This window comes from Rhizobium sp. CB3090, from assembly GCF_029714285.1.
Taxonomy (GTDB): domain Bacteria; phylum Pseudomonadota; class Alphaproteobacteria; order Rhizobiales; family Rhizobiaceae; genus Rhizobium.
On record NZ_CP121662.1, the window covers coordinates 117,840 to 138,185 of the forward strand.

Sequence of the window (20,346 nt, forward strand, 5' to 3'; positions counted from 1 at the left end):
GAGTAATCCCAAAACCGGAAAAGCGGTCTTGGATAGGATCATGCCTCATCAAAAATCATGCGGCCCCACTGTATCAAAGCGGAGCCGCGGGGGTGATAGGTAAAGTCTTACTTCAGGAAGCCGTTTTCCTTGAGGTAGGATTCGGCAACCGACTTGGCCGGTTCGCCGTCCACCTGGATGCGGCCGTTCAGCTTGCGGAGCACGTCGGCGGTCAGGCCCTTGAAGATCGGGGCCAGAACCGTTTCGATCTTCGGATTGGCCTTCAGTACGGCTTCGCGGATGATCGGCGTCGGCGCATAGACCGGCTGCACATTCTTGTCGTCTTCCAGAACCGTCAGTTCGGCCGCTTCGATGGCGCCGTCGGTGCCATAGACCATGGCGGTGTTGACGCCGTTGGTCTGGTCGGCGGCAGCCTTGATGGTCGCTGCGGTGTCGCCGCCGGACAAGACGACTTCCTGATCGGGCTTGATCTGGAAGCCATAGGTCGTCTGGAAGGCCGGCAGTGCCGCCGGTGAGTTCACGAACTCGGAAGAAGCCGCAAGCTTGACCGGGCCGCCGCCGGCGACCCATTTGCCGAAATCGGACATGGTCTTGAGCTTGGCCGGACCGGCGACGTCGTTGCGAACGGCAATCGCCCAGGTGTTGTTTGCCGGCGACGGCGTCAGCCAGACGATCTTGTTGGCGTCATAATCGAGCTTCTTCGCCAGATCATACCCTTGCTGCAGGTTCTTCCAGGCCGGATCGTCGGATTTGTTGAAGAAGAAGCCGGCATTGCCGGTGTATTCGGGGTAGATGTCGATTTCGCCGGCCGTGATCGCCTTACGCACAACGGGCGTCGTGCCGAGCGCGATACGGTCCTTGGCCTTGATGCCGTTGGCATTGAGCGCGGCAAAGATGATATTGCCGAGCAACGTTCCTTCCGTGTCGATCTTCGAGGAGACCACGACGTCGGCAGCGCTGGCGCCACTGGCGACAAAAGCCGTCAGCGCGGCGGCAAGTGCGAACTTCTTGAACATGATGTTTCCCTTCCCGTTGAACCGTTTGTCTGGCGTATCCGTTCGGTTCAAATCCGGTCCCCGGATATGCCACATGTGATTGCGGGCCGAAGAAACCCGCATGCGAAGTCCTGTCTGCGTCTGGGAGATAGTGCTCGCCATCGAAAAATCGATGACACGCCAGTCCGCCACCTGCAGTCGCAGCGCGATTATGACGAGGGTACCCGGCATAAGCGCGAAAATGGATTTCTTTTTTCGGGGGTAAGTGCGTTTGTTTTTGTTCCCCTCACCCGTTTCGCTGCCGTTCCGATCTCCTGAAGGCAGAGTCAGTTAGGTAACGATCGAACGATAGTCTTGGCTTTTTTCGTTTGGGATATCTTTTTTCGAGAACACATCATATCGTGCTCGCATATTGGTTCGGCTGCTTGCGGGGAGGCATGCGGCAGGCTCGGAAAGGATGGCCGGCTTGTATCTCGGGGCACTATTCATCGCCGATACGGTGTTCTCGGTCGGTTCCGTCAGGGAAACGGCCCGCAGGCTGTCCTTTTCCGCCTCGACTGTATCGAGCGCGCTGCGGCGGTTGGAGACGGAGCTGGCGATGAAGCTCGTCGAGCGAGCGTCGGGCGAGCTTGCCACCCTGCTCGCCAGCTCGAAGGTGCAGAAGGGCCTGCAGCCGATCCTGTCCGCCATGCGGCAGCTCTCGGCGCTGACGAAGGAGCCTCCTGCAACGCAAGACTATCCCCAATGGGCAGCCCGCCTGCCGTTGAAGATCGCCACCATCGAACGTTTCCTGGAAGTTGCCGATCAGGGCAGCATCAATCGCGCCGCCCGCCGTCTGCGTCTCGGTCAGCCGCAGCTTTCGCTGCAGATCGCCAATCTGGAAGAATTGTTCGGCTGCCGCCTGTTCGAACGGCAGGCGCAGGGTTCAGTGCTGACCGACGCCGGCCGCGAGGTCTATACCATTTTCGCCGGTATCGCCGAGGCGTGGGATGAAATGAAGGCGACGGCGGACGAGCGATTTCAGCGGGCGGCGCGTGCCGTGCGCATCGGGTCGATCATCCCGACCGGCTCGGAAAGCTGGGTGGCCCGCTCGCTTGCGAGCCTCGTGGCGCGCTGGAACATCAGCGGCAACCGCAACACACTGTCCCTGATGCTGATGACCGCCGACGATCTGCGCGAGGCGCTGAGGTCCGGCCGCATCGACGTCGCCATCGTCGATTCCGTCTTCGGCCTCGATGCGTTCGAGCATATGGAGCTGGTGGCGACCGACATGGTGGCGATCGCGCCGCCCGACAGCACGGAGCAGACCTTGACGGCCCTGGTCGAAAACCATCCGATCTGCGTGCCGAGCCCGCGCACCGGCATCGGCAATGCGGCCACGGCTTTCGGCTACGACAGCGGCGACCGCCGTCGGTTTCGCGGTCGCGACATCACCTCGGCCGACTCGCTGCCCGTCATCGTCGACCTCGTCGCCAATCATGGCTATGTTTCGTTTCTCGGCCGCGTCAGCGCCGCACCGATCGCGGACAAGGTCCGGATCGTCGATCCGGATCAGATTTTGCCGCTTTCCTATCACCTCGCTCATAATGGCCGCCGCGCTTCGGTCGACGCTTGTCGGCTGATCCGCGAGGCGGTGCGGGAGCTGGTGGGCGAAACGGAAACAATCCCGGCTTACGGCAACAAGCAGCATGTCTCGCAAAGCTCATAGCCTGGGCTACGCGGAACCATGCCTTCCCCTTGAGCGTTAACTTTCATGCCCCGCCTTGTGTGGGGATGATGTCCCGGGCTGGCGGGCCTTGTGGGACGCGTTCAAGGAGAAGAGAAATGAGGATCATTGCAACGGCGTTAGTAGCGCTGGGCATCCTCGCTTTGCCAGTGACCAATGCTGATGCTCACCGCCGCTACTACTACCACCACCATCATCACTACGGCCCAAGCGTGATGATTTCGCCAGGCTTCTTCGGCCTCTATGTCGGTCCAAGCTATGGCTATCATCGCTATTACTATCGTGACCGCTATTGGGGTGGTCCGTATTATGGGCCGTACCGTTATTGGCATCGCCCCTATTGGCGCGATCGCTATTACGATCCGTGGTACTGAGCAGGCGAACCGCCAACCCAGGCAGGCGGGGTAAGACAAAGCGGCGCCGGAAGGGCGCCGTTGGGAAATGACTGTGCGCCTCAGACGGGGCTCAGCACATGGACCGCATGTGTGGCCATCAGATGCTTCACCTTCTCCCCGTAGGCCGCCATATGCGGCGAAGCGGCATGTGCCTTGAGCGCCGCCATGGTTTCCCATTTTTCGACCACCACGAATGTATCGGGACCGAACGCCGGATTGGCGCCTTCGACATCGACGACGGCAGTATACTCAATGCAGCCATCCTCGGCATGCACAGCCGGAACATTCGCCTGGAAAGCTTCGAGCACGGCGGCACGCTTGCCGGGCAGGGCGGTAAGGATGGCGAGAACATGGATCATGATGTTTCCTTCGAATGGACAGGATGAGGCGGATTTCGCGGGGGTGCGCGCCCGTTTCCTACGAATATCACAAATAGACCGGGATCGAATGCTTGACTTCATACTGGTGCGGTCGCAATTTCTATCTTGGCGTGAACTACTGCGCATCGATCTATTACGGCGCGAAGGATGGTTGCGCCTGAAAATCATTTGAGAGGAAAAATGGGGCTTTCTACGCAAGAGCAGATATTGATCGAACAACGCGTGACCAACGAAGCAAAATCGGTCGGCGCAGCCTACCTGCTTTGGTTCTTTCTCGGCACTCTGGGCGCTCACCGGTTTTATCTCGGCAGAACCGGCAGCGGGGCGGCACAGTTGATACTGTTGGTACTCGGCTGGCTTACGGCATATATCGTCATCGGCGCCGTCCTTCTGATTGCGCTCGGTATCTGGTGGATCATCGATGCCTTCCTCATCCCCGCGATGATTGCCGAGCAGAAGGAAGAGGTCCGGCGGCGTCTGACCGATCAGGCGCTCTGGATGAATCAGCCGGCGGAGCAGGTGAAACGCACCGTGATTTCAGCACATCAGGAAAACTCATAGTCGTGCAAGAAGACGCTTCGGTGGCGACAAGATGGCCGCGCAGTCGCATGGCAGCAGCGGGACTCATTCGGCGACCCGCCCCCGTTCCAAGGAATGTCTGTGAGGATACGCAATCAAAGTGATTACATGACAATCGACAAACATTAGTGCTTCCCTATGTTCATAAAAAAAGCAGGAGGAAGCCAATGTCAGCCGAATGGCCAATGTTCATATTGCAGTCGATCGTGGTTTTTGGCTTGGTTGGAGCCCTGTTCATCAGGGCCTAGCTGCTCAAACGGTCCACCGCCTCACCGGCGTTTCGAAAACAAGCAGCCCGACCGAACCGGCGGCCGAGCTGCTATACGATCCGATCAGGGGTCAAATCCAATCAGATCATAAATTCATATGTTAAACTTACTATAAGTCAACTACCAATTTGGGCGCGCTTTTCGCTTGGAGAAAAAGGCGTTAACGCCGAAGCAGGTCAGCGAAGCCGTACGCCCGCCGTCAGGCTTAATCAATCGTGCCCACGCCCACGATATGTCGTTGGAACGCCAGCCGCTTCATGGCATTGGGCGAGAGTTTCCAGCCATGCCGCAAGTCCATCCGGCACTTTGGCATTCCCCACCTCCATCGCCTCCACCCAGGACAAATCGCATTGCAGCGCGCTCGCCAAATTGATCGGCGTCCAACGGATATGCAGAAGGCATTCGGAAAAGCGTTCTGGGGTCATGAATATTCTCCGCGATAGCGTTCAAGGTGTCAGAAGGTGGTGCGAAGTCAGAGAAGCTTGCCCATGCCGATATATGACGCTTGATTGAACTGGTCGCAACACGAGGCGTCAGCACAGAAAAAGCTCAAGAACTTTTAGCGGTATGACTATCTTATTTTTGCGGGAGAAAAATGGTGCCGCTTACGTGACTCGAACACGTGACCCCATCATTACGAATGATGTGCTCTACCGACTGAGCTAAAGCGGCATTCCGGGGGTTCGGTATGGCCCCGCGATTTGCATGGCGCTGATACAGTCAATGCGACGAGATTTCAAGCGCTCAAATCGTTGAATGGTAAAAAAGCGAAGTGCTTGTGAAAAAGCAGGCTCGCTTCGAGCGTTCTCAGAGTGCCAAGCGGGCTCGTGCCCGCCGGTATTCAGCCTCCAGCCGATCGATGAGCGAGGCTACCGGTTCGACGGCCTTGACGGCGCCGATTCCCTGGCCGGAGCCCCAGATATCCTTCCAGGCCTTGGCACCCGTCGTTGCCGTTTCGAAATCCATCTTTGAAGGATCGGCTTCGGGCAGGTTGTCCGGGTCCATGCCGGCGGCGCGGATCGAGGGTTTCAGGTAGTTGCCGTGTACACCGGTAAAGAAATTGGAATAAACGATATCGGCCGCCACGCCGTCGACGATCGCCCGCTTGTAGGCTTCCGCCGCGCGCGCCTCCTCGGTGGCGATGAAGGGGGAGCCGATATAGGCCATGTCCGCGCCCATCGCCTGGGCGGCCAGGATCGCGCCGCCATTGGCAATCGCGCCGGCAAGCAGCAACGGCCCATCGAACCATTCACGGATTTCCTGAACGAGCGCGAAGGGCGAGAGCTGGCCGGCATGGCCGCCGGCGCCCGCAGCCACCGCAATCAGCCCGTCCGCCCCCTTGCGAATCGCCGAATTGGCATGACGGTTGTTAATGATATCGTGCAGCACGATGCCGCCATAGGAATGCACGGCGGCATTGACCTCCGGCACGGCACCGAGCGAGGAGATGACGATCGGCACCTTGTATTTGACGCAGAGCATCAGATCATGTTCCAGCCGCTTGTTCGATGCATGGACGATCTGATTGACGGCGAAGGGAGCCGATGGGCGCTCGGGATGCGCAGCGTCGTGCGCGGCAAGATCCTCCGTGATCATCGCCAGCCATTCATCCAACTGGCTCTCGGGCCGGGCATTCAGCGCCGGAAACGCACCGACGACACCGGCCTTGCATTGGGCCAGCGTCAACGCCGGATGCGAGATGATGAAGAGGGGCGAGGCCACGACCGGCAGCCGCAGGCGCTCAGTCAGGACAGAAGGAAGGGCCATGAACATCATCCGTTTGACGTTTACGAAAACGTCAAACGGATAGCAGATGTGCGCCGGGAGGGGAAGATGGGGGAGGAAGGCAGTGGGCAATAGGCAATAGGCAATAGGCAATAGTGATTGACGACGTCCGCGACCGGCGCTTTGTCTCCTCCTGCCTCGCCTCCTGCCTCCTGCCTCCTGCCTCAACCGCCACCCCATTTGTGTCGTCTTTGCCATTTATCCCCGCCGGAGTGTTCGCGGGTCATTTGGAGAGACTTGCACATTGCCGGTCAGGGCGTTACCGAGTTTGGTTAGCGAATGGTAAAGAAAATGGTCGTCTTGCCGGTAGAGTATGCGGGCGCATCGCGAGTGAGAGTAAAGGACCTGATGTGAGCGGATTAGAAACGGCTATCAGAAGCGCGTTGGAGCGATCCGAACGCGCCAATCCGGAAATCCGGGCTCGTATCTATCAATCGGCGCGACAGGCGCTCGAAGCCGGGCTTCGCAAGCAGGACATTACCGATATCGGCATTATTTCGGCTCAGCGCCAACGCCTTGAAGCGACCATCCGGGCGATCGAGGGCGAAGAGCGCGCTCGCCCGCCGGAGGTGTCAGTGACCCCCGAGGTGGAAGCGCCTCATGTGCCTTCCGTGGAGTCGCAACAGCAGGCCCCGCAACCGATGCAGCAGCGTCAGGAGCCTGTCATGAGCGTTCGCGGCGAGACGCGCGACCGTCCCGTTGCCGCTCAAGCCTCCGCTCCCGTCGAACCCGCCGCACCGGAAAGCGATTTTGGCGACATGCGCGCCGGCCCGGCAGATCATCTCGGCGCCGATAGCGATGAACGTCAGGCTGTCGCCGCGCCGACCGCAACCCGGTCGATGAATTTCAAGCCCGAGCGCGCCGCCGTTCGCCGCAAGCCGCGCAAGTTCTTCTCGCGCCTGCTGGTCTTCTGCATCCTGCTCGCCTTCCTCGGTGTCGGTGCCTGGTGGATCAAGACCTCGGGCGTGTTCATGACAGCGGCGCAGCGCGACACCAGCGTTCCCAATCCGCCGGCGCATGTCGATTCCCAGGATTTCAACGGTAACAATACTGCTGACGATACATCTGATGACGAGGACAACAGCGGGCCGCCCGCCAATCCGGGACTGGCGACGATCGACCCGCAGAATAACTTCTCGGCGGAGTGGATCGAGATTTTCAAACCAACCGACTTGGCCAAGGTCGTAAGTGGCTCGCAGGCCAAGACCGAGAGCGTCTCGGAAAACGAAGGTCCGGCGGTGCGCCTGACCTCTCAGGCCAGCGGTCCCGACGGCAACGCGGCGGTCGAAGTGCCGGCAAACGTGCTGCAGCAATTGGCCGGCAAATCGTCGACCATCGCGCTGACACTGCAGTCCACCTCCGATGCACCGACGCAGATCACCGTGGAATGCGATTTCGGCTCGCTCGGCAGTTGCGGACGTCATCGCTTCAACGTCACCCGCCAGAAGACGGATGCGCTGTTCCAGGTTCGTTATGATCGTTCCTTGGCGCCGAACGGGCCCGGCCATCTGATCATCAACAGTGATGTCGATGGCAAGGCGCGCGGCATCAATATCTACGCAATTCGCGTCCTGCCGGGACAATAAAGGTACGGTTGCATCCTGCCTATTTGAGGACGTGCAACCCCGTGCCGAGGATCTTGTCGTCGATCTCGCCGATCGCCTTCTCGTCCTTGCCGTCATAGTCGAGCGTCAGCAGAATGTGACGGATGAGGTTGAGGCGGGCGCGGCGCTTGTCGTTGGCGTGGATCACCGTCCATGGCGCGTAGTCCATATGCGTCTCCTTCAGCATACGGTCGCGCTTTTCGCTGTAGTCCGTCCATTTGCTCAGTGCCGCGATGTCCATGGAGGAAAGTTTCCACACGGCGCGCGGATCGTGGCGGCGATCGTGGAAGCGTTTGAGTTGCATTTCGCGGCCAATATCGAGATAGAATTTGAAGAAGAAAATGCCGTCCTGGACGATAAGCTTTTCCATGTGCGGGGTCTGCTTCAGGAATAGCTCGTATTGCTCCTGCGTGCAGAAGCCCATGACCGGCTCGACGCCGGCGCGGTTATACCAGGAACGGTCGAACAGCACGAATTCGCCCGCTGTCGGGAATTGGGCGACATAACGCTGGAAATACCATTGCCCGGCTTCGCGATCGGTCGGCTTTGTCAGCGCCACAGCACGCGCTAGGCGGGGGTTCATGTGGGCCGACGTTGCGGCGATCGAACCACCCTTGCCGGCGGCGTCGCGCCCTTCGAAGAGCGCCATGACCCGCTTGCCGGTCGCCTGCAGCCAGAACTGTACCTTGATGAGTTCGATCTGCAGCTTTTCCAGCTCTTCCAGATATTCCTCTTCCTTCAGCTTCTTCTTGTAAGGATAGCCTGCGGAAGCAAGCGCCTCGTCTTCGATCCAGTCCGGCAGCACAGGGTCATCGACATCGAAAATACGCGTCTTGCCATGGATATCCAATTCCACCGCCCGGCTTTTCACGTCCTCTGCCATGTCCTCCGCTCCTCCGAAATTTACGCCGTCTTAACGATATCTGCCTGTGCGGCAAAAAAGCCTCACGGGCAAGTTGGGTCATTTACCCTTTATTTTCAAGCCCTTTGCCGGCTCCGTCTTTCGCCGGCTACATTTATTGCTGTAAGCCGCCGGCTTCTGTGGATAGAGCCGAAAACTTCTGTCATGAATCCCCGCTAAGAGGCGGAGTCTTGGATTCCGCTATGACAAGCGAAGGGACGGGTGCACTTGGAAGACGAATGGTCATTCCTCAGGAGACTGGCTGCGCGGCTGCGGCAGGAGATCGTCATCCTGATTCTTGCGACGTTGATCGCCATTTTGGCGCTCGTCGAAGGTATCAATACTGCCATCGTCTTGTGGGTCTCGCTTGTCGTTATGATCGTCGCTCTGATCCGCCGGCCGCTTACCGCGCAGGTCGCACCGCCGCCGCCCGACGAGCCGGCGCCGGTCGATCCGGAAGCCTTGCTTCGCACGGTATTTTCCGGCCTCGCCGCGCTCGACATGCCGGTGCTGATCATCGACCGCGAGGCCTCCGTCCTTATGCAGAATGCCGCCGCTGAGAAGGCGTTCGGTGCCTTTCCGCTCAATGCTCATATCTCCGCCAAGCTGCGCTCCCCCGGTGTGCTCGACATGGTGCGCGAGACGATTACCACCAACACGCCGAACCAGATCGAACATTCCGAGCGTCTGCCGTCAGAGCGCGTCTATATCGTCCGCATCGCGCCGATCGAGCTGCCGGAGCCCGACATCGAGCCCGGCACCTTCTTCGTGCTGTCTTTCCGCGATATCTCCGAGCTCCGCCATATCGACCGCATGCGCTCCGATTTCGTCGCCAATGCCAGCCATGAGCTGCGCACGCCGCTCGCCTCGCTGCGCGGTTTCATTGAAACCATCCAGGGGCCGGCGAAGGCGGATCCGAAGGCGCAGCAGCGTTTCCTCGGCATCATGTTCGACCAGACGACGCGGATGAGCCGGCTTGTCGACGATCTCCTGTCGCTGTCGCGGCTGGAGCTGAAGTCGCACATCGCGCCAGATCAGAAGGTCGATCTCGTGCCGTTGCTCGGCCATGTCCGCGATGCGCTGCTGCCGCTTGCCGACGATCTCGACGTCACCATCAATCTGCATTTGCCTCCTGGCAAGGTGGAGGTGCTGGGCGATCGCGACGAACTGGTGCAGGTCTTCGAAAACCTGATCGAGAATGCCTGCAAATACGGTCAGGAAGGCAAGGTGGTCGAGGTTTCCCTGTTGAACGACTCGAGCCAGGCCGTCGAGGTCATCATTTCCGATAGGGGCCCGGGCATTCCGGCGGAACATGTGCCGCGCCTGACCGAGCGCTTCTATCGCGTCAATGTCGAGGACAGCCGCTCGAAAAAAGGCACCGGCCTCGGGCTTGCCATCGTCAAGCACATTCTCACCCGTCACCGCGCGCGGCTGATCGTCAAGTCGGAAGTCGGAAAGGGAACGGACTTTACCGTCCGCTTCTGAACGCCTCTGTGAATCGCCAGTTTTCGGCGCAACTTAATCCATAAATTTCAAGTGGTTGAACTGTCATAATTGTTTCACTCGCCTGACATAAAAGGGCGGTGCTTTGACCGCTAAAAAAGAGATGCCGAACAGGCGGATGTTCCGTTCGCCGTCGCGCTCTTCAAAGCCTGTCAGGGAGGGTTCACCATGAACACGTTGAAACTGTCTGTCATTGCGTTGGTCGCATCCGCCGCTCTCACTGGGGTCGCGACGGCCCGCGATCAAATTCAGATTTCCGGTTCCTCCACCGTGTTCCCTTATGCCAAGATTGTTGCCGAGACGTTCGGAGAAACCTTCACCGGGTTCAAAACGCCGGTCGTCGAATCCGGCGGCTCCGGTGCCGGTCTGAAGGAATTCTGCAAGGGCGTCGGCACCGATTCCATCGACATCGCCAATTCTTCTCGCCCCATCAAGGATAGCGAAGTCCAGGCCTGCAAGGCTGCCGGCGTTGCCGATATAGAGCAGATCAAGATCGGTTATGACGGCATCGTCTTCGCTTTCGACAAAAGCAATCCCGACATGAAATTCGTGCCCGCCGATCTCTATAAGGCGCTGGCCGCCGAGGTTGTGGTGAACGGCAAGCTGGTCCCCAATCCCTATAAGAAATGGTCCGAGATCAATCCGTCCCTGCCTGGCTTTGAGATCGCTGCCTATATTCCGGGCGAAAAGCATGGCACGCGCGAGGTCTTCGAAGAGAAGGTGCTCGCTGCCGGCTGCAAGGAGGCCGGTGCGCTTGATGTCATCAAGGCGACTGTTTCCGATCCCGATCAGCAGACCAAGAAATGCATTGCGGTGCGCAAGGACGGCGCGGCGGTTGATATCGACGGCGATTATCCTGAAACGCTGGCCCGCATCGACGCCAACAAGCACGGCGTCGGCGTCTTCGGTCTCTACTTCTATCAGAACAATGCCGACAAGCTGAAGGTCGCGACCGTGAGCGGCATCGTACCGTCGGGCGAGACCATCGCCAACGGCACCTATCCGGTGTCGCGGCCGCTGTTCTTCTACGTCAAGAAGGCGCATCTCGGCGTCATTCCCGGCCTGAAGGAATATGTCGATTTCTTCACGAGCGATCAGATGATCGGACCGGATGGCCCCCTGGCCGAGTACGGCCTGGTGCCGGCGCCCGATGCCGAGCGCGACCAGATCCGCAAGGATATCGCGGACGGCAAGATCATGTGATTGCGTAAGGACTGCCCGTCGGGGAATAGGAATGAGTTTGTCACTGTTGCTGTTGTGCCTGTCGATCATCGGCGCCCTTGCCTTCGTGCTGGGGCGGACGAGAGCGGCTGCGCTGTCGGGCAACAGGTTCTCGGCCATGCATTCGCGGCTCGGCTATCACGGCGCCTATGCCGCCATCTGGGCCGTGTTGCCGGCATTGGCGCTGATCTGCGCCTGGCTGGTAATCAGCCCCGAGGTTATCGATCGTTTCGTGGTCGGATCCTTTCCGGAGGAGGTGAAATCCCTCCCGGCGGCGGAACTCAAACTCAGCTACGGCATGGTGCGCAGCCTAGCCCATGGCATGCGCCAGCTTGACGACCAGGAACTTGCCGCCGTCGCCAACGGCTCCGCCGATCTTCAATTGGCCCTGGCGCAAAAAGGCATCCCGCTCGCCGCCCGGCCGACCGGCTACATGATCGACGCCGCCAATCGATATAACGGCATGCGGCATGCGAGCCATGTCGTCATGTCCGTCGTAGCGATCATTCTTTCGTTGCTCTGCACTGCCCATGGCCTGCACGCCATCGCTCCCCGCTTTCGCGCCCGCAACCAGGTAGAACAGGTCATCCTCGGCGGTCTGATCATTGCCTCCTCCATCGCCGTTCTGACGACGGTCGGCATCGCTGCTTCGATGCTGTCGGAGGCCGCCCGCTTCTTCAACATGGTTCCTGCCGCCGAATTCTTCTTCGGCACTGTCTGGGATCCACGCTTTGCCGGCGCCGGTGCGCAGACATCGGGTACCTTCGGCCTCATCCCGTTGCTGGCCGGTACGCTCTATATCGGCTTCGTCGCCATGCTGGTCGCGGTTCCCGTCGGATTGTTTGCCGCGATCTATATGGCCGAATATGCCTCCGCCCGCGTGCGCTCCGTCGCAAAGCCGATGCTCGAGGTGCTGGCGGGCATTCCGACCATCGTCTACGGCTTTTTCGCCCTGGTGACCGTCGGGCCGTTCCTGCGCGATATTTCCGCCGACATCAACGGCTTGCTGACGGGCAGCTACACGAGCTTCATCGAGGCGCAGAGCGTCTTGACCGCCGGCTTCGTCATGGGTGTCATGCTCATCCCTTACGTCTCCTCGCTTTCCGACGACATCATCATGGCCGTGCCGCGCTCGTTGCGCGACGGTTCGCTCGGCCTCGGCGCCACGCGGTCGGAGACGGTCAAGCGCGTCCTGCTGCCGGCCGCTTTGCCGGGCATCGTCGGCGCGCTGTTGATGACTGCGTCGCGGGCGGTCGGCGAGACCATGATCGTCGTATTGGCTGCCGGGGTTGCCGCCCGCATGCAGCTCGACCCCTTCGAGCCGATGACGACGGTCACCGTAAAGATCGTCAATCAGTTGACCGGCGACCTCGAATTCACCTCCCCGCAGACATTGGTCGCTTTCGCGCTTGGCATCACGCTCTTCGGCCTGACCCTCTGCCTGAACGTCTATGCACTCTACATCGTCCGCCGATTTAGGGAGCAATACGAATGAGCGAAGTCGTATCTTCCTCCCCGTCGCCTATTCCGCGCGGGCTCACGCCAGGGGCGCCGCTGCGGCGCGATATTGGCATCAGGCGTCGCTACGCCGCCGAACGCCGGTTCCGCGCCTATGGGCTTGCCGCCGTCATCTTCGGCCTGGTCTTCCTCATCGTCCTGGTCTCCACTGTTGTGCGCCACGGCTATACCGCCTTCGTGCAGACCTCGATCACCCTGCCGATCGAGTTCACCGAGAAGGTCATCGATCCCTCAGGCAAACGCGGAAGCGATCCGAAAGTGCTGATATCAGCCAATTATCCCGTTCTCATCCGTGACGCTCTGGTGAAGGCGCTGGGCATCGATCCCTCCAATCGGACGCTCATGCGCGAGGCGACGGAAATGGTCTCGGACGGCACGCGGATTGCGTTGCGCGACAAGGTCCTGGCCGACCCTTCTGTCATCGGGAAGACGGCAAAGGTCACTTTCCTCGCCAGTGCCAATATCGACTCCGCCAATAAGGGTGAGATCGACCTGACGGCAGACGAAAAGGATCGCAAGGTCTCCGACCGGCAACTTGCCTGGATGAAACAGCTCGCTGCGACCGGCGCCCTGCACGAGGCGTTCAATACCGGCCTGTTCCTGTCGGGCAATTCCAGCCGTCCGGAGGCCGCGGGTCTCGGCGTCGCACTGATCGGCTCGTTCTATCTCATGCTGACCGTATTGGTCCTGGCGCTGCCCATCGGCGTTGCCGCCTCGATCTATCTCGAGGAATTCGCGCCGAAGAACCGGCTGACGGATCTGATTGAGGTCAATATCAACAATCTCGCCGCGGTGCCGTCGATCGTTTACGGCCTGCTCGGCCTCTCGGTCTTCATCAACTTCATGGGCTTGCCGCGTTCCGCCTCGTTGGTTGGCGGACTGGTGCTGAGCCTGATGACGCTGCCGATGATCATCATCGCCACGCGCTCGGCCTTGCGTGCCGTGCCGCCGTCGATCCGCAGTGCTGCCCTCGGTCTCGGCGCCTCGCGCATGCAGGTGGTGTTCCATCATGTCCTGCCGCTCGCCATGCCCGGCATCCTGACGGGCACGATCCTCGGTCTGGCGCACGCGCTCGGTGAAACCGCGCCGCTACTCTTGATCGGCATGGTCGCCTTCGTCGCCAATTATCCGGCGGGACCGCTCGATCCTTCGACGGCCCTGCCGGTGCAAATCTACATGTGGGCGAGTGAAGCAGAGCGCGCCTTTGTCGAAAGAACCTCCGGAGCCATTATCGTCCTGCTCTTCTTCCTCGTTGCGATGAACATCGGCGCCATCCTGCTGCGCCGTCGCTTTGAGCGGCGCTGGTGACAGGAGACGATGGAATGAACATGATGACGGAAGTCGCGAGCGAAAAAGCACTGGCCAGGAAGATGACGACGATCCCCTACAAGATGATCGGTCAGGCCGTCTCGGTCTATTATGGCGACAAGCGCGCGCTGTTCGACGTGGACCTGAACATTCGTGCCAACACGGTCACCGCGCTGATCGGTCCTTCCGGCTGCGGCAAGTCCACCTTCCTGCGTTGCCTCAATCGTATGAACGATACGATCGACACCTGCCGCGTCACCGGCAAGATCACGCTCGACGATCAGGATGTCTATGATAACGCCATTGACGTCGTTGAGCTGCGCGCTCGCGTCGGCATGGTGTTCCAGAAGCCCAATCCGTTTCCGAAGTCGATATACGAGAACGTCGCCTATGGGCCGCGTATCCATGGGCTGCATCGATCCAAGACCGACCTCGACCATATCGTCGAAACCAGCCTGCAGAAGGCCGGGCTGTGGGGCGAGGTAAAGGACCGGCTCTTCGAGGCAGGCACCAGCCTCTCCGGCGGCCAGCAGCAACGCCTTTGCATCGCGCGCGCCGTCGCCGTCAGTCCGGAGGTCATTCTCATGGACGAGCCGTGCTCGGCGCTTGATCCGATCGCCACCGCCAAAGTCGAGGAACTCATTCATGAGCTGCGAGAGAACTTCACGATCGTCATCGTGACGCATTCCATGCAGCAGGCAGCCCGCGTTTCGCAACGTACCGCAATGTTTCATCACGGCCATCTGGTCGAGGAGAACGATACCGATAAGATGTTCACCAATCCCGATGATTACCGCACGCAGGATTACATCATGGGCCGTTTTGGCTGATGATGCTCCCCGCGCGGCTCCCTTCACACCTTTCACCTAGAGGATAGAAAAATGGTCTCTACACACATTCTCTCTGCTTACGACGAAGACCTGAAGTTCCTGACGCGCCGCATTTCCGAAATGGGCGGCCTGGCGGAGCAGATGGTCAGCGACAGCGTCCGCGCGCTGGTAAACGGCGATGCTGCCCTGGCGCAGAAGGTCATCTCCGATGACGTCATTCTCGACCACGCCGAGCGCGAAGTCGGCGACAAGGCGATCGTCACCATCGCCCGCCGCCAGCCGATGGCTGCCGACCTTCGTGAAATCATGGGCTCCATCCGCATCGCCGCGGATCTGGAGCGCGTCGGCGATCTCGGGAAGAACACTGCCAAGCGCGTCATCGCCGTGCAGGGCACCGGCGTTCCGCGTCGTCTCGCCCGCGGCATCGAGCATCTCTCCGAACTGGCGCTCGTCCAGCTCAAGGAAGTGCTCGACGTCTACACGACCCGTTCGCCTGATAAGGCTGTGTCGATCCGCGAGCGCGATGAGGAAATCGACGCCATGTACACCTCGCTCTTCCGCGAGATGCTGACTTACATGATGGAAGATCCGCGCAACATCACCACCTGCACGCATCTTCTCTTCTGCGCCAAGAACATCGAGCGTATCGGCGACCATGCCACCAACATCGCCGAGACGATCTATTACATGGCAACCGGCGCCCAGCCCGAAGGCGAGCGCCCGAAGGACGATACCGCCAATACCGTCGGTGCGGTGACGGAATAAAGTAGACGCCAAGAGAAGGAGACCACAGGCGCATGGTTCCGAGAGTAGCTGTTGTAGAAGACGAGGAAGCGCTAAGCGTTTTGCTGCGCTATAATCTCGAGGCCGAGGGCTTCGAGGTCGACACCATCCTGAGAGGCGACGAAGCCGAGCTGCGCCTCCAGGAGCGCATCCCCGATCTTCTGATCCTCGATTGGATGCTCCCTGGCGTGTCCGGCATCGAGCTCTGCCGTCGGCTGCGTATGCGGCCGGAGACAGAGCGCCTGCCGATCATCATGCTCACCGCTCGCGGCGAGGAAAGCGAGCGCGTACGCGGTCTTTCCACCGGCGCGGACGACTATGTCGTCAAGCCGTTCTCGACGCCGGAGCTGATGGCCCGCGTCAAGGCGATGCTGCGCCGAGCCCGCCCGGAGGTTCTGTCCACGGTGCTGCGCTGTGGCGATATCGAACTGGACCGCGAAACACATCGCGTCCACCGCAAGAGCCGTGAAGTGCGCCTGGGGCCGACGGAATTCCGCCTGCTGGAATTCCTGATGTCATCGCCCGGCCGCGTCTTCTCGCGCTCTCAGTTGCTCGACGGCGTATGGGGACACGATATCTATGTCGACGAACGCACCGTCGATGTGCATGTCGGCCGCCTGCGCAAAGCGCTGAATTTCTCCAATATGCAAGACGTCATCCGCACCGTTCGCGGCGCGGGTTATTCCATGGAGGCCTGATCGGGCAACCGACTGGCCGCCAATATAGCGGCGGAAACAGAAAACGGGCCTTTCGGCCCGTTCAGACTGCTGACAAACCCCTGGCGATGCTGGGGATTTTGTGATTCATTGGGATATGTTGAAGAAACCCGCTGCCGAACAGACGGCGATCGAGATGGTGACGCTCGATAGCCTGGTGCCGAAGGATCACCTGCTTCGCAAGATCGATCAGGTGATCGATTTTTCCTTCATCCATGATCGTGTTGCCGGACTTTACTGCGCCGACAACGGCCGGCCGGCGCTCGATCCGACCTTGATGTTCAAGGCGCTGTTTATCGGCTATCTGTTCGGCATCCGCTCGGAGCGTCAGTTGGTGCGCGAGATCGAGGTCAACGTCGCCTATCGCTGGTTCCTGCGGCTGAGGCTGACGGACGGAGTGTTCGACGCCTCGACCTTGTCGCAGAACCGCCGCCGGCGCTTCAACGATCCCTGCGTAGCCCAGGATATCTTCGATCATATCGTCGAACAGGCGATCGCCCACAAGCTGGTCGACGGCACGGTGCTTTATACCGACTCGACGCATCTGAAGGCCAATGCCAACAAGGGCAAATACGATCTTGCCATGATCGAAAAGTCGCGTGCCGACTATTGGGCCGATCTCGACCGGGCCATTGAGGCCGAGCGTGTCGTGCACGGCCAGAAGCCGTTGAAGGAGAAGGAGCGCGAGCCGCAGGTCAAGGAGACCAAGGTCAGCCGCACCGATCCGGAGGCGGGCTATATGGTGCGCGACGGCAAGCCCAAGGGCTTCTTCTATCTCGACCACCGCACGGTGGACGGCAAGCTTGCCATCATCACCGACACCCATGTCACACCGGCCAACGTGCATGACTCGATCGTCTATCTCGATCGGCTGGACCGGCAGCGCCGCCGCTTCGGCTTCGACGTCGGTGCCGTCGGACTGGATGCCGGCTATGCCACGGCCGGTATCGCCAAGGGGCTGGAAGACCGGCAGATCCTCGGCGTCACCGGCTATCGCAATCCGACGCCGCCCAAGGCCGGCATGATGCGCAAGTCGAAGTTCGTCCATGACATGCAAGCCGATGGTTATCGCTGCCCCGAGGGTCAGCTCTTGACCTATGCCACCACCGACCGCAACGGCTACAAGCACTACACATCCGATCCGGCCATCTGCCAAACCTGTCCGCTGCTGGCCTCCTGCACATCCAACGCCAAAGCGGTCCGCTCCATCACCCGCCATGTCTGGCAAGATGCTCGTGAACGCACCGATGCCCACCGTCTCACCCCCTGGGGAAGGGCTATCTACAAGCGCCGCAAGGAGACGGTCGAACGCTCCTTTGCCGATGCCAAGCAACTGCACGGGCACCGCTATGCCCGCTTCCGAAGTCTCACCCGCGTCGCCTGCCAGTGCCTGCTGGCGGCAGCAGCGCAGAACATCAAGAAGATCGCCATGGCGCTCACCAAAGCACCCAAACCGAGCCTGGCGTGAGGGCCAGAGGCCGCCAACTTCCCCTCGCCGCACAGCCCAACTTAAAACAACCCATGGTCATAAAACAAAACCCGCCGAAAATATCGACGGGTTTGTCAGCAGTCTGAACGGGCCTTTCGGCCCGTTTTTCATATGGTTGGCACCGGTTCAGTGTGCCGCCCGGCGCCGGTCATGCACCGGCTGGTAAGCCAGGCGCTGATGATAGGTGCAATAGGGCGAAGAGTCCGGGCTGTCGTTGCCGCAGAAGTGAAAATCATCCTTCAGCGGGTCGCCGACCGGCCACTTGCAGGTGCGTTCGGTGAGCTCCGTCAGGCCGAGGCGGCGCGAGATCGGAACGACCACATTGGCGGCCGGGCGATATTCGATCTCGTGGACCGTATCGATCTCGACCTCTTCCTTGAGCATCGTCGCACCCTGCTGGCGGGTAACCGTGCGGGTTGCAACGCGCGAGGCGTAGTTCGGCGCCCGCGGGGCCGAGGTATTGCGTTTCGGGGCTCGAGCTGCAGTTGCCACGCCACCGGCTTTCGCTCGGCCCGGCAGGCTCAAGCGATGCACTTTGCCGATGACGGCATTACGACTGACACCACCGAGCTGTGCCGCGATCTGGCTGGCGCTCAAACCTTCGGACCACAGCTTTTTCAGCTTCTCGACGCGTTCGTCTGTCCAATTCATGCCCTGTCTCCGCTGTCGCGTTTCCGATGGCAGAATCCCTCACCATTGCCTCGCATTGGATCGAGGCGTGAAACGCTTTAAAATTGTGGTGACTAGTTCCGCCGCATGCAGTCTAGTAATTGGTTTTTAACCTAGTGTGAGGCTGACTCCGTGACAAGAGTCGCGGGAATCTTGAGGAATCGATTTCGAGGTTTTCCCCAACTTGCTATACGTGAGTGGCATTTATGCAATATCAGTTGTGGAAGACATGCCCTCCATCCAGAGGCGCTCTGCCGCACCTGCTAAATCGCCAGTTTTGTTGACATCGCGGTGCAAAACATCAATAGTGCCCACGCCGCCGCAAGGCGGCATTTTTGATTTTCCAGGGCCCGTTTCACGTGAAGGGAACGATTGGCCCTAAAGGTTGTGATCGAGGAGAATGCGCCATGGCTGAAACCGCGCCGCTTTATGACACCTATATGCGTGCTCCGCTGCGGTTCGAGCGAGGCGAGGGCGTATGGCTGATCACCGAGACCGGCGAGCGCTATCTCGATTTCGCCGCGGGTGTCGCGGTGAATTCGCTTGGCCATGCCCATCCCCATCTGGTTGCAGAGCTGAAATCGCAGGCCGACAAGGTCTGGCACCTGTCCAATCTCTATGAGGTGCCGGGCCAGGAGAAATTGTCGAAGCGCCTGACGGATGCCACTTTCGCCGACAAGGTGTTCTTCACAAACTCCGGAGCCGAGGCACTGGAATGCGCCATCAAGACGGCGCGTCGCTACCAGTTCTCCAAGGGGCATCCCGAGAAATATCATATCATCACCTTCGAAGGCGCCTTCCATGGCCGCACGATCGCGACGATCGCTGCCGGCGGCCAGGATAAATATCTCGAAGGTTTCGGCCCGAAGGCCCCCGGCTTCGACCAAGTGCCGTTCGGCGATCTCGATGCGGTGCGCGCCGCCATCACCGATGCGACGGCCGCGATCCTGATCGAGCCGGTGCAGGGCGAGGGCGGTATCCGCCCGGCGACCAACGAGTTCCTGCGCGGCCTGCGTCAGATCTGTGACGAGCATGGCCTGCTTCTGGTCCTCGACGAGGTTCAGAGCGGCGTCGGCCGCACCGGCAAGCTCTTCGCCCATGAATGGGCCGGCATTACGCCGGATATCATGGCTGTCGCCAAGGGTATTGGCGGCGGCTTTCCGCTCGGTGCCTGCCTTGCGACCGCGGATGCGGCCTCCGGCATGAAGGCGGGCACACATGGCTCGACCTATGGTGGCAATCCGCTCGCCATGGCGGTCGGCAACGCTGTGCTCGATGTCGTGCTGGCAGACGGTTTCCTGCAGCATGTGCGCGATGTGGCCTTGGTCTTCCGCCAGGGTCTGGCCTCGCTCAAGGATCGTTTTCCGGATATTATCGAAGACGTCCGCGGCGAGGGGCTGCTGCTCGGGATGAAGGCCGCCATTCCCCAGGCTGAACTGCTGCAGGCGATCCGCGCCGAGCATCTGCTGGGCGTGCCGGCGGGAGACAATGTCATCCGTCTGCTGCCGCCGCTGGTGGTCACGGCCGAAGAGGCGCGCGAAGGCCTTGCCCGTATCGAACGCGCTGCAGAATCTCTGCGCGCCGCCCGCGTCAAGAAGTCGGCTTGAGTTCAACGCCTGCTAATCGGGGCGTTTTGCCCCATTAGCGGGCGTTATCATTTCTGGAGTACAGGTAG

The 20,346-nt window shown here is 60.2% G+C and carries 19 protein-coding genes and 1 tRNA gene; 13 read left to right on the top strand and 7 right to left on the bottom strand.

Going from position 1 to position 20,346, the window contains the following annotated elements; all coding sequences use genetic code 11:
• Window positions 1-107 precede the first annotated feature (107 nt).
• Window positions 108-1,016 (bottom strand): ABC transporter substrate-binding protein, encoded by a 909-nt coding sequence (locus QA646_RS00610; protein WP_283057007.1) that lies wholly within the window; start codon window positions 1,014-1,016, stop codon window positions 108-110.
• A 445-nt stretch (window positions 1,017-1,461) separates the two neighbouring features.
• Between QA646_RS00610 and QA646_RS00615 the strand changes: the two genes are divergently transcribed.
• Window positions 1,462-2,703, top strand: a complete 1,242-nt coding sequence (locus tag QA646_RS00615) for a LysR family transcriptional regulator (RefSeq protein ID WP_283057008.1) — start codon at window positions 1,462-1,464, stop codon at window positions 2,701-2,703.
• Between the two features lie 116 nt (window positions 2,704-2,819).
• Entirely contained in the window at window positions 2,820-3,095 is a 276-nt protein-coding gene (locus QA646_RS00620) for a hypothetical protein (RefSeq protein WP_283057009.1), read from the top strand.
• Between the two features lie 80 nt (window positions 3,096-3,175).
• Here QA646_RS00620 and QA646_RS00625 read toward each other — a convergent pair whose 3' ends face one another.
• Window positions 3,176-3,475, bottom strand: coding sequence for a putative quinol monooxygenase (locus tag QA646_RS00625; RefSeq protein ID WP_283057010.1), 300 nt, complete (start codon window positions 3,473-3,475; stop codon window positions 3,176-3,178).
• A gap of 201 nt (window positions 3,476-3,676) precedes the next feature.
• On the opposite strand from QA646_RS00625, the gene QA646_RS00630 reads away from it, so the two are divergent.
• Window positions 3,677-4,057, top strand: a complete 381-nt coding sequence (locus tag QA646_RS00630; RefSeq protein ID WP_283057011.1) for a TM2 domain-containing protein — start codon at window positions 3,677-3,679, stop codon at window positions 4,055-4,057.
• A gap of 496 nt (window positions 4,058-4,553) precedes the next feature.
• Here the strand turns inward: QA646_RS00630 and QA646_RS00635 are convergent, their stop codons facing one another.
• From QA646_RS00635 to QA646_RS00645, 3 genes are all read right to left on the bottom strand, one after another.
• On the bottom strand, window positions 4,554-4,769 hold the full coding sequence (locus tag QA646_RS00635) for a hypothetical protein (RefSeq protein ID WP_107106902.1): 216 nt from the start codon (window positions 4,767-4,769) through the stop codon (window positions 4,554-4,556).
• A gap of 171 nt (window positions 4,770-4,940) precedes the next feature.
• Window positions 4,941-5,016: transfer RNA gene (locus QA646_RS00640), tRNA-Thr, on the bottom strand.
• Between the two features lie 135 nt (window positions 5,017-5,151).
• On the bottom strand, window positions 5,152-6,111 hold the full coding sequence (locus QA646_RS00645; protein ID WP_283057012.1) for a nitronate monooxygenase family protein: 960 nt from the start codon (window positions 6,109-6,111) through the stop codon (window positions 5,152-5,154).
• 368 nt (window positions 6,112-6,479) lie between these two features.
• Between QA646_RS00645 and QA646_RS00650 the strand changes: the two genes are divergently transcribed.
• Entirely contained in the window at window positions 6,480-7,715 is a 1,236-nt protein-coding gene (locus QA646_RS00650) for a hypothetical protein (RefSeq protein ID WP_283057013.1), read from the top strand.
• 19 nt (window positions 7,716-7,734) lie between these two features.
• Here the strand turns inward: QA646_RS00650 and ppk2 are convergent, their stop codons facing one another.
• On the bottom strand, window positions 7,735-8,616 hold the full coding sequence (ppk2, locus tag QA646_RS00655; protein WP_283057014.1) for a polyphosphate kinase 2: 882 nt from the start codon (window positions 8,614-8,616) through the stop codon (window positions 7,735-7,737).
• A gap of 246 nt (window positions 8,617-8,862) precedes the next feature.
• Here ppk2 and phoR point away from each other — a divergent pair, with 246 nt between their 5' ends.
• From phoR to QA646_RS00695, 8 genes are all read left to right on the top strand, one after another.
• Window positions 8,863-10,119, top strand: coding sequence for a phosphate regulon sensor histidine kinase PhoR (phoR, locus tag QA646_RS00660; protein ID WP_283057015.1), 1,257 nt, complete (start codon window positions 8,863-8,865; stop codon window positions 10,117-10,119).
• A 186-nt stretch (window positions 10,120-10,305) separates the two neighbouring features.
• Window positions 10,306-11,340: a substrate-binding domain-containing protein gene (locus QA646_RS00665; protein WP_283057016.1), complete on the top strand. Its 1,035-nt coding sequence runs from the start codon at window positions 10,306-10,308 to the stop codon at window positions 11,338-11,340.
• A 31-nt stretch (window positions 11,341-11,371) separates the two neighbouring features.
• Window positions 11,372-12,853: a phosphate ABC transporter permease subunit PstC gene (gene pstC / locus QA646_RS00670; RefSeq protein ID WP_283057017.1), complete on the top strand. Its 1,482-nt coding sequence runs from the start codon at window positions 11,372-11,374 to the stop codon at window positions 12,851-12,853.
• Window positions 12,850-14,184 carry a phosphate ABC transporter permease PstA gene (gene pstA, locus QA646_RS00675; RefSeq protein WP_283057018.1) on the top strand — a complete coding sequence of 445 codons (1,335 nt, stop codon included), beginning with the start codon at window positions 12,850-12,852 and terminating at the stop codon, window positions 14,182-14,184. Before pstC ends, pstA begins: the two co-directional genes overlap by 4 nt.
• A 14-nt stretch (window positions 14,185-14,198) precedes the next feature.
• The gene (pstB, locus tag QA646_RS00680; protein WP_283057019.1) at window positions 14,199-15,014 is read left to right on the top strand and encodes a phosphate ABC transporter ATP-binding protein PstB; all 816 of its coding nucleotides are present in this window, start codon (window positions 14,199-14,201) and stop codon (window positions 15,012-15,014) included.
• A 51-nt stretch (window positions 15,015-15,065) separates the two neighbouring features.
• Window positions 15,066-15,779, top strand: coding sequence for a phosphate signaling complex protein PhoU (gene phoU / locus QA646_RS00685; protein ID WP_283057020.1), 714 nt, complete (start codon window positions 15,066-15,068; stop codon window positions 15,777-15,779).
• A gap of 32 nt (window positions 15,780-15,811) precedes the next feature.
• The gene (gene phoB / locus QA646_RS00690; RefSeq protein ID WP_004128368.1) at window positions 15,812-16,495 is read left to right on the top strand and encodes a phosphate regulon transcriptional regulator PhoB; all 684 of its coding nucleotides are present in this window, start codon (window positions 15,812-15,814) and stop codon (window positions 16,493-16,495) included.
• Between the two features lie 115 nt (window positions 16,496-16,610).
• Window positions 16,611-17,981, top strand: coding sequence for an IS1182 family transposase (locus QA646_RS00695; RefSeq protein ID WP_283055236.1), 1,371 nt, complete (start codon window positions 16,611-16,613; stop codon window positions 17,979-17,981).
• A 147-nt stretch (window positions 17,982-18,128) separates the two neighbouring features.
• Here QA646_RS00695 and QA646_RS00700 read toward each other — a convergent pair whose 3' ends face one another.
• Window positions 18,129-18,653, bottom strand: a complete 525-nt coding sequence (locus QA646_RS00700) for a GcrA family cell cycle regulator (protein ID WP_283057021.1) — start codon at window positions 18,651-18,653, stop codon at window positions 18,129-18,131.
• Window positions 18,654-19,078: 425 nt separating this feature from the next.
• On the opposite strand from QA646_RS00700, the gene QA646_RS00705 reads away from it, so the two are divergent.
• Window positions 19,079-20,278, top strand: a complete 1,200-nt coding sequence (locus tag QA646_RS00705; protein ID WP_283057022.1) for an aspartate aminotransferase family protein — start codon at window positions 19,079-19,081, stop codon at window positions 20,276-20,278.
• Window positions 20,279-20,346: the final 68 nt, after the last annotated feature.

Coding starts and splice junctions, on each gene's coding strand:
- QA646_RS00610 (WP_283057007.1), bottom strand. CDS start 1,016: ATGTTCAAGAAGTTCGCACTTGCCGCCGCGCTGACGGCTTTTGTCGCC.
- QA646_RS00620 (WP_283057009.1), top strand. CDS start 2,820: ATGAGGATCATTGCAACGGCGTTAGTAGCGCTGGGCATCCTCGCTTTG.
- QA646_RS00625 (WP_283057010.1), bottom strand. CDS start 3,475: ATGATCCATGTTCTCGCCATCCTTACCGCCCTGCCCGGCAAGCGTGCC.
- QA646_RS00630 (WP_283057011.1), top strand. CDS start 3,677: ATGGGGCTTTCTACGCAAGAGCAGATATTGATCGAACAACGCGTGACC.
- QA646_RS00635 (WP_107106902.1), bottom strand. CDS start 4,769: ATGACCCCAGAACGCTTTTCCGAATGCCTTCTGCATATCCGTTGGACG.
- QA646_RS00645 (WP_283057012.1), bottom strand. CDS start 6,111: ATGGCCCTTCCTTCTGTCCTGACTGAGCGCCTGCGGCTGCCGGTCGTG.
- ppk2 (WP_283057014.1), bottom strand. CDS start 8,616: ATGGCAGAGGACGTGAAAAGCCGGGCGGTGGAATTGGATATCCATGGC.
- QA646_RS00665 (WP_283057016.1), top strand. CDS start 10,306: ATGAACACGTTGAAACTGTCTGTCATTGCGTTGGTCGCATCCGCCGCT.
- pstC (WP_283057017.1), top strand. CDS start 11,372: ATGAGTTTGTCACTGTTGCTGTTGTGCCTGTCGATCATCGGCGCCCTT.
- pstA (WP_283057018.1), top strand. CDS start 12,850: ATGAGCGAAGTCGTATCTTCCTCCCCGTCGCCTATTCCGCGCGGGCTC.
- pstB (WP_283057019.1), top strand. CDS start 14,199: ATGAACATGATGACGGAAGTCGCGAGCGAAAAAGCACTGGCCAGGAAG.
- phoU (WP_283057020.1), top strand. CDS start 15,066: ATGGTCTCTACACACATTCTCTCTGCTTACGACGAAGACCTGAAGTTC.
- phoB (WP_004128368.1), top strand. CDS start 15,812: ATGGTTCCGAGAGTAGCTGTTGTAGAAGACGAGGAAGCGCTAAGCGTT.
- QA646_RS00695 (WP_283055236.1), top strand. CDS start 16,611: ATGTTGAAGAAACCCGCTGCCGAACAGACGGCGATCGAGATGGTGACG.
- QA646_RS00700 (WP_283057021.1), bottom strand. CDS start 18,653: ATGAATTGGACAGACGAACGCGTCGAGAAGCTGAAAAAGCTGTGGTCC.
- QA646_RS00705 (WP_283057022.1), top strand. CDS start 19,079: ATGGCTGAAACCGCGCCGCTTTATGACACCTATATGCGTGCTCCGCTG.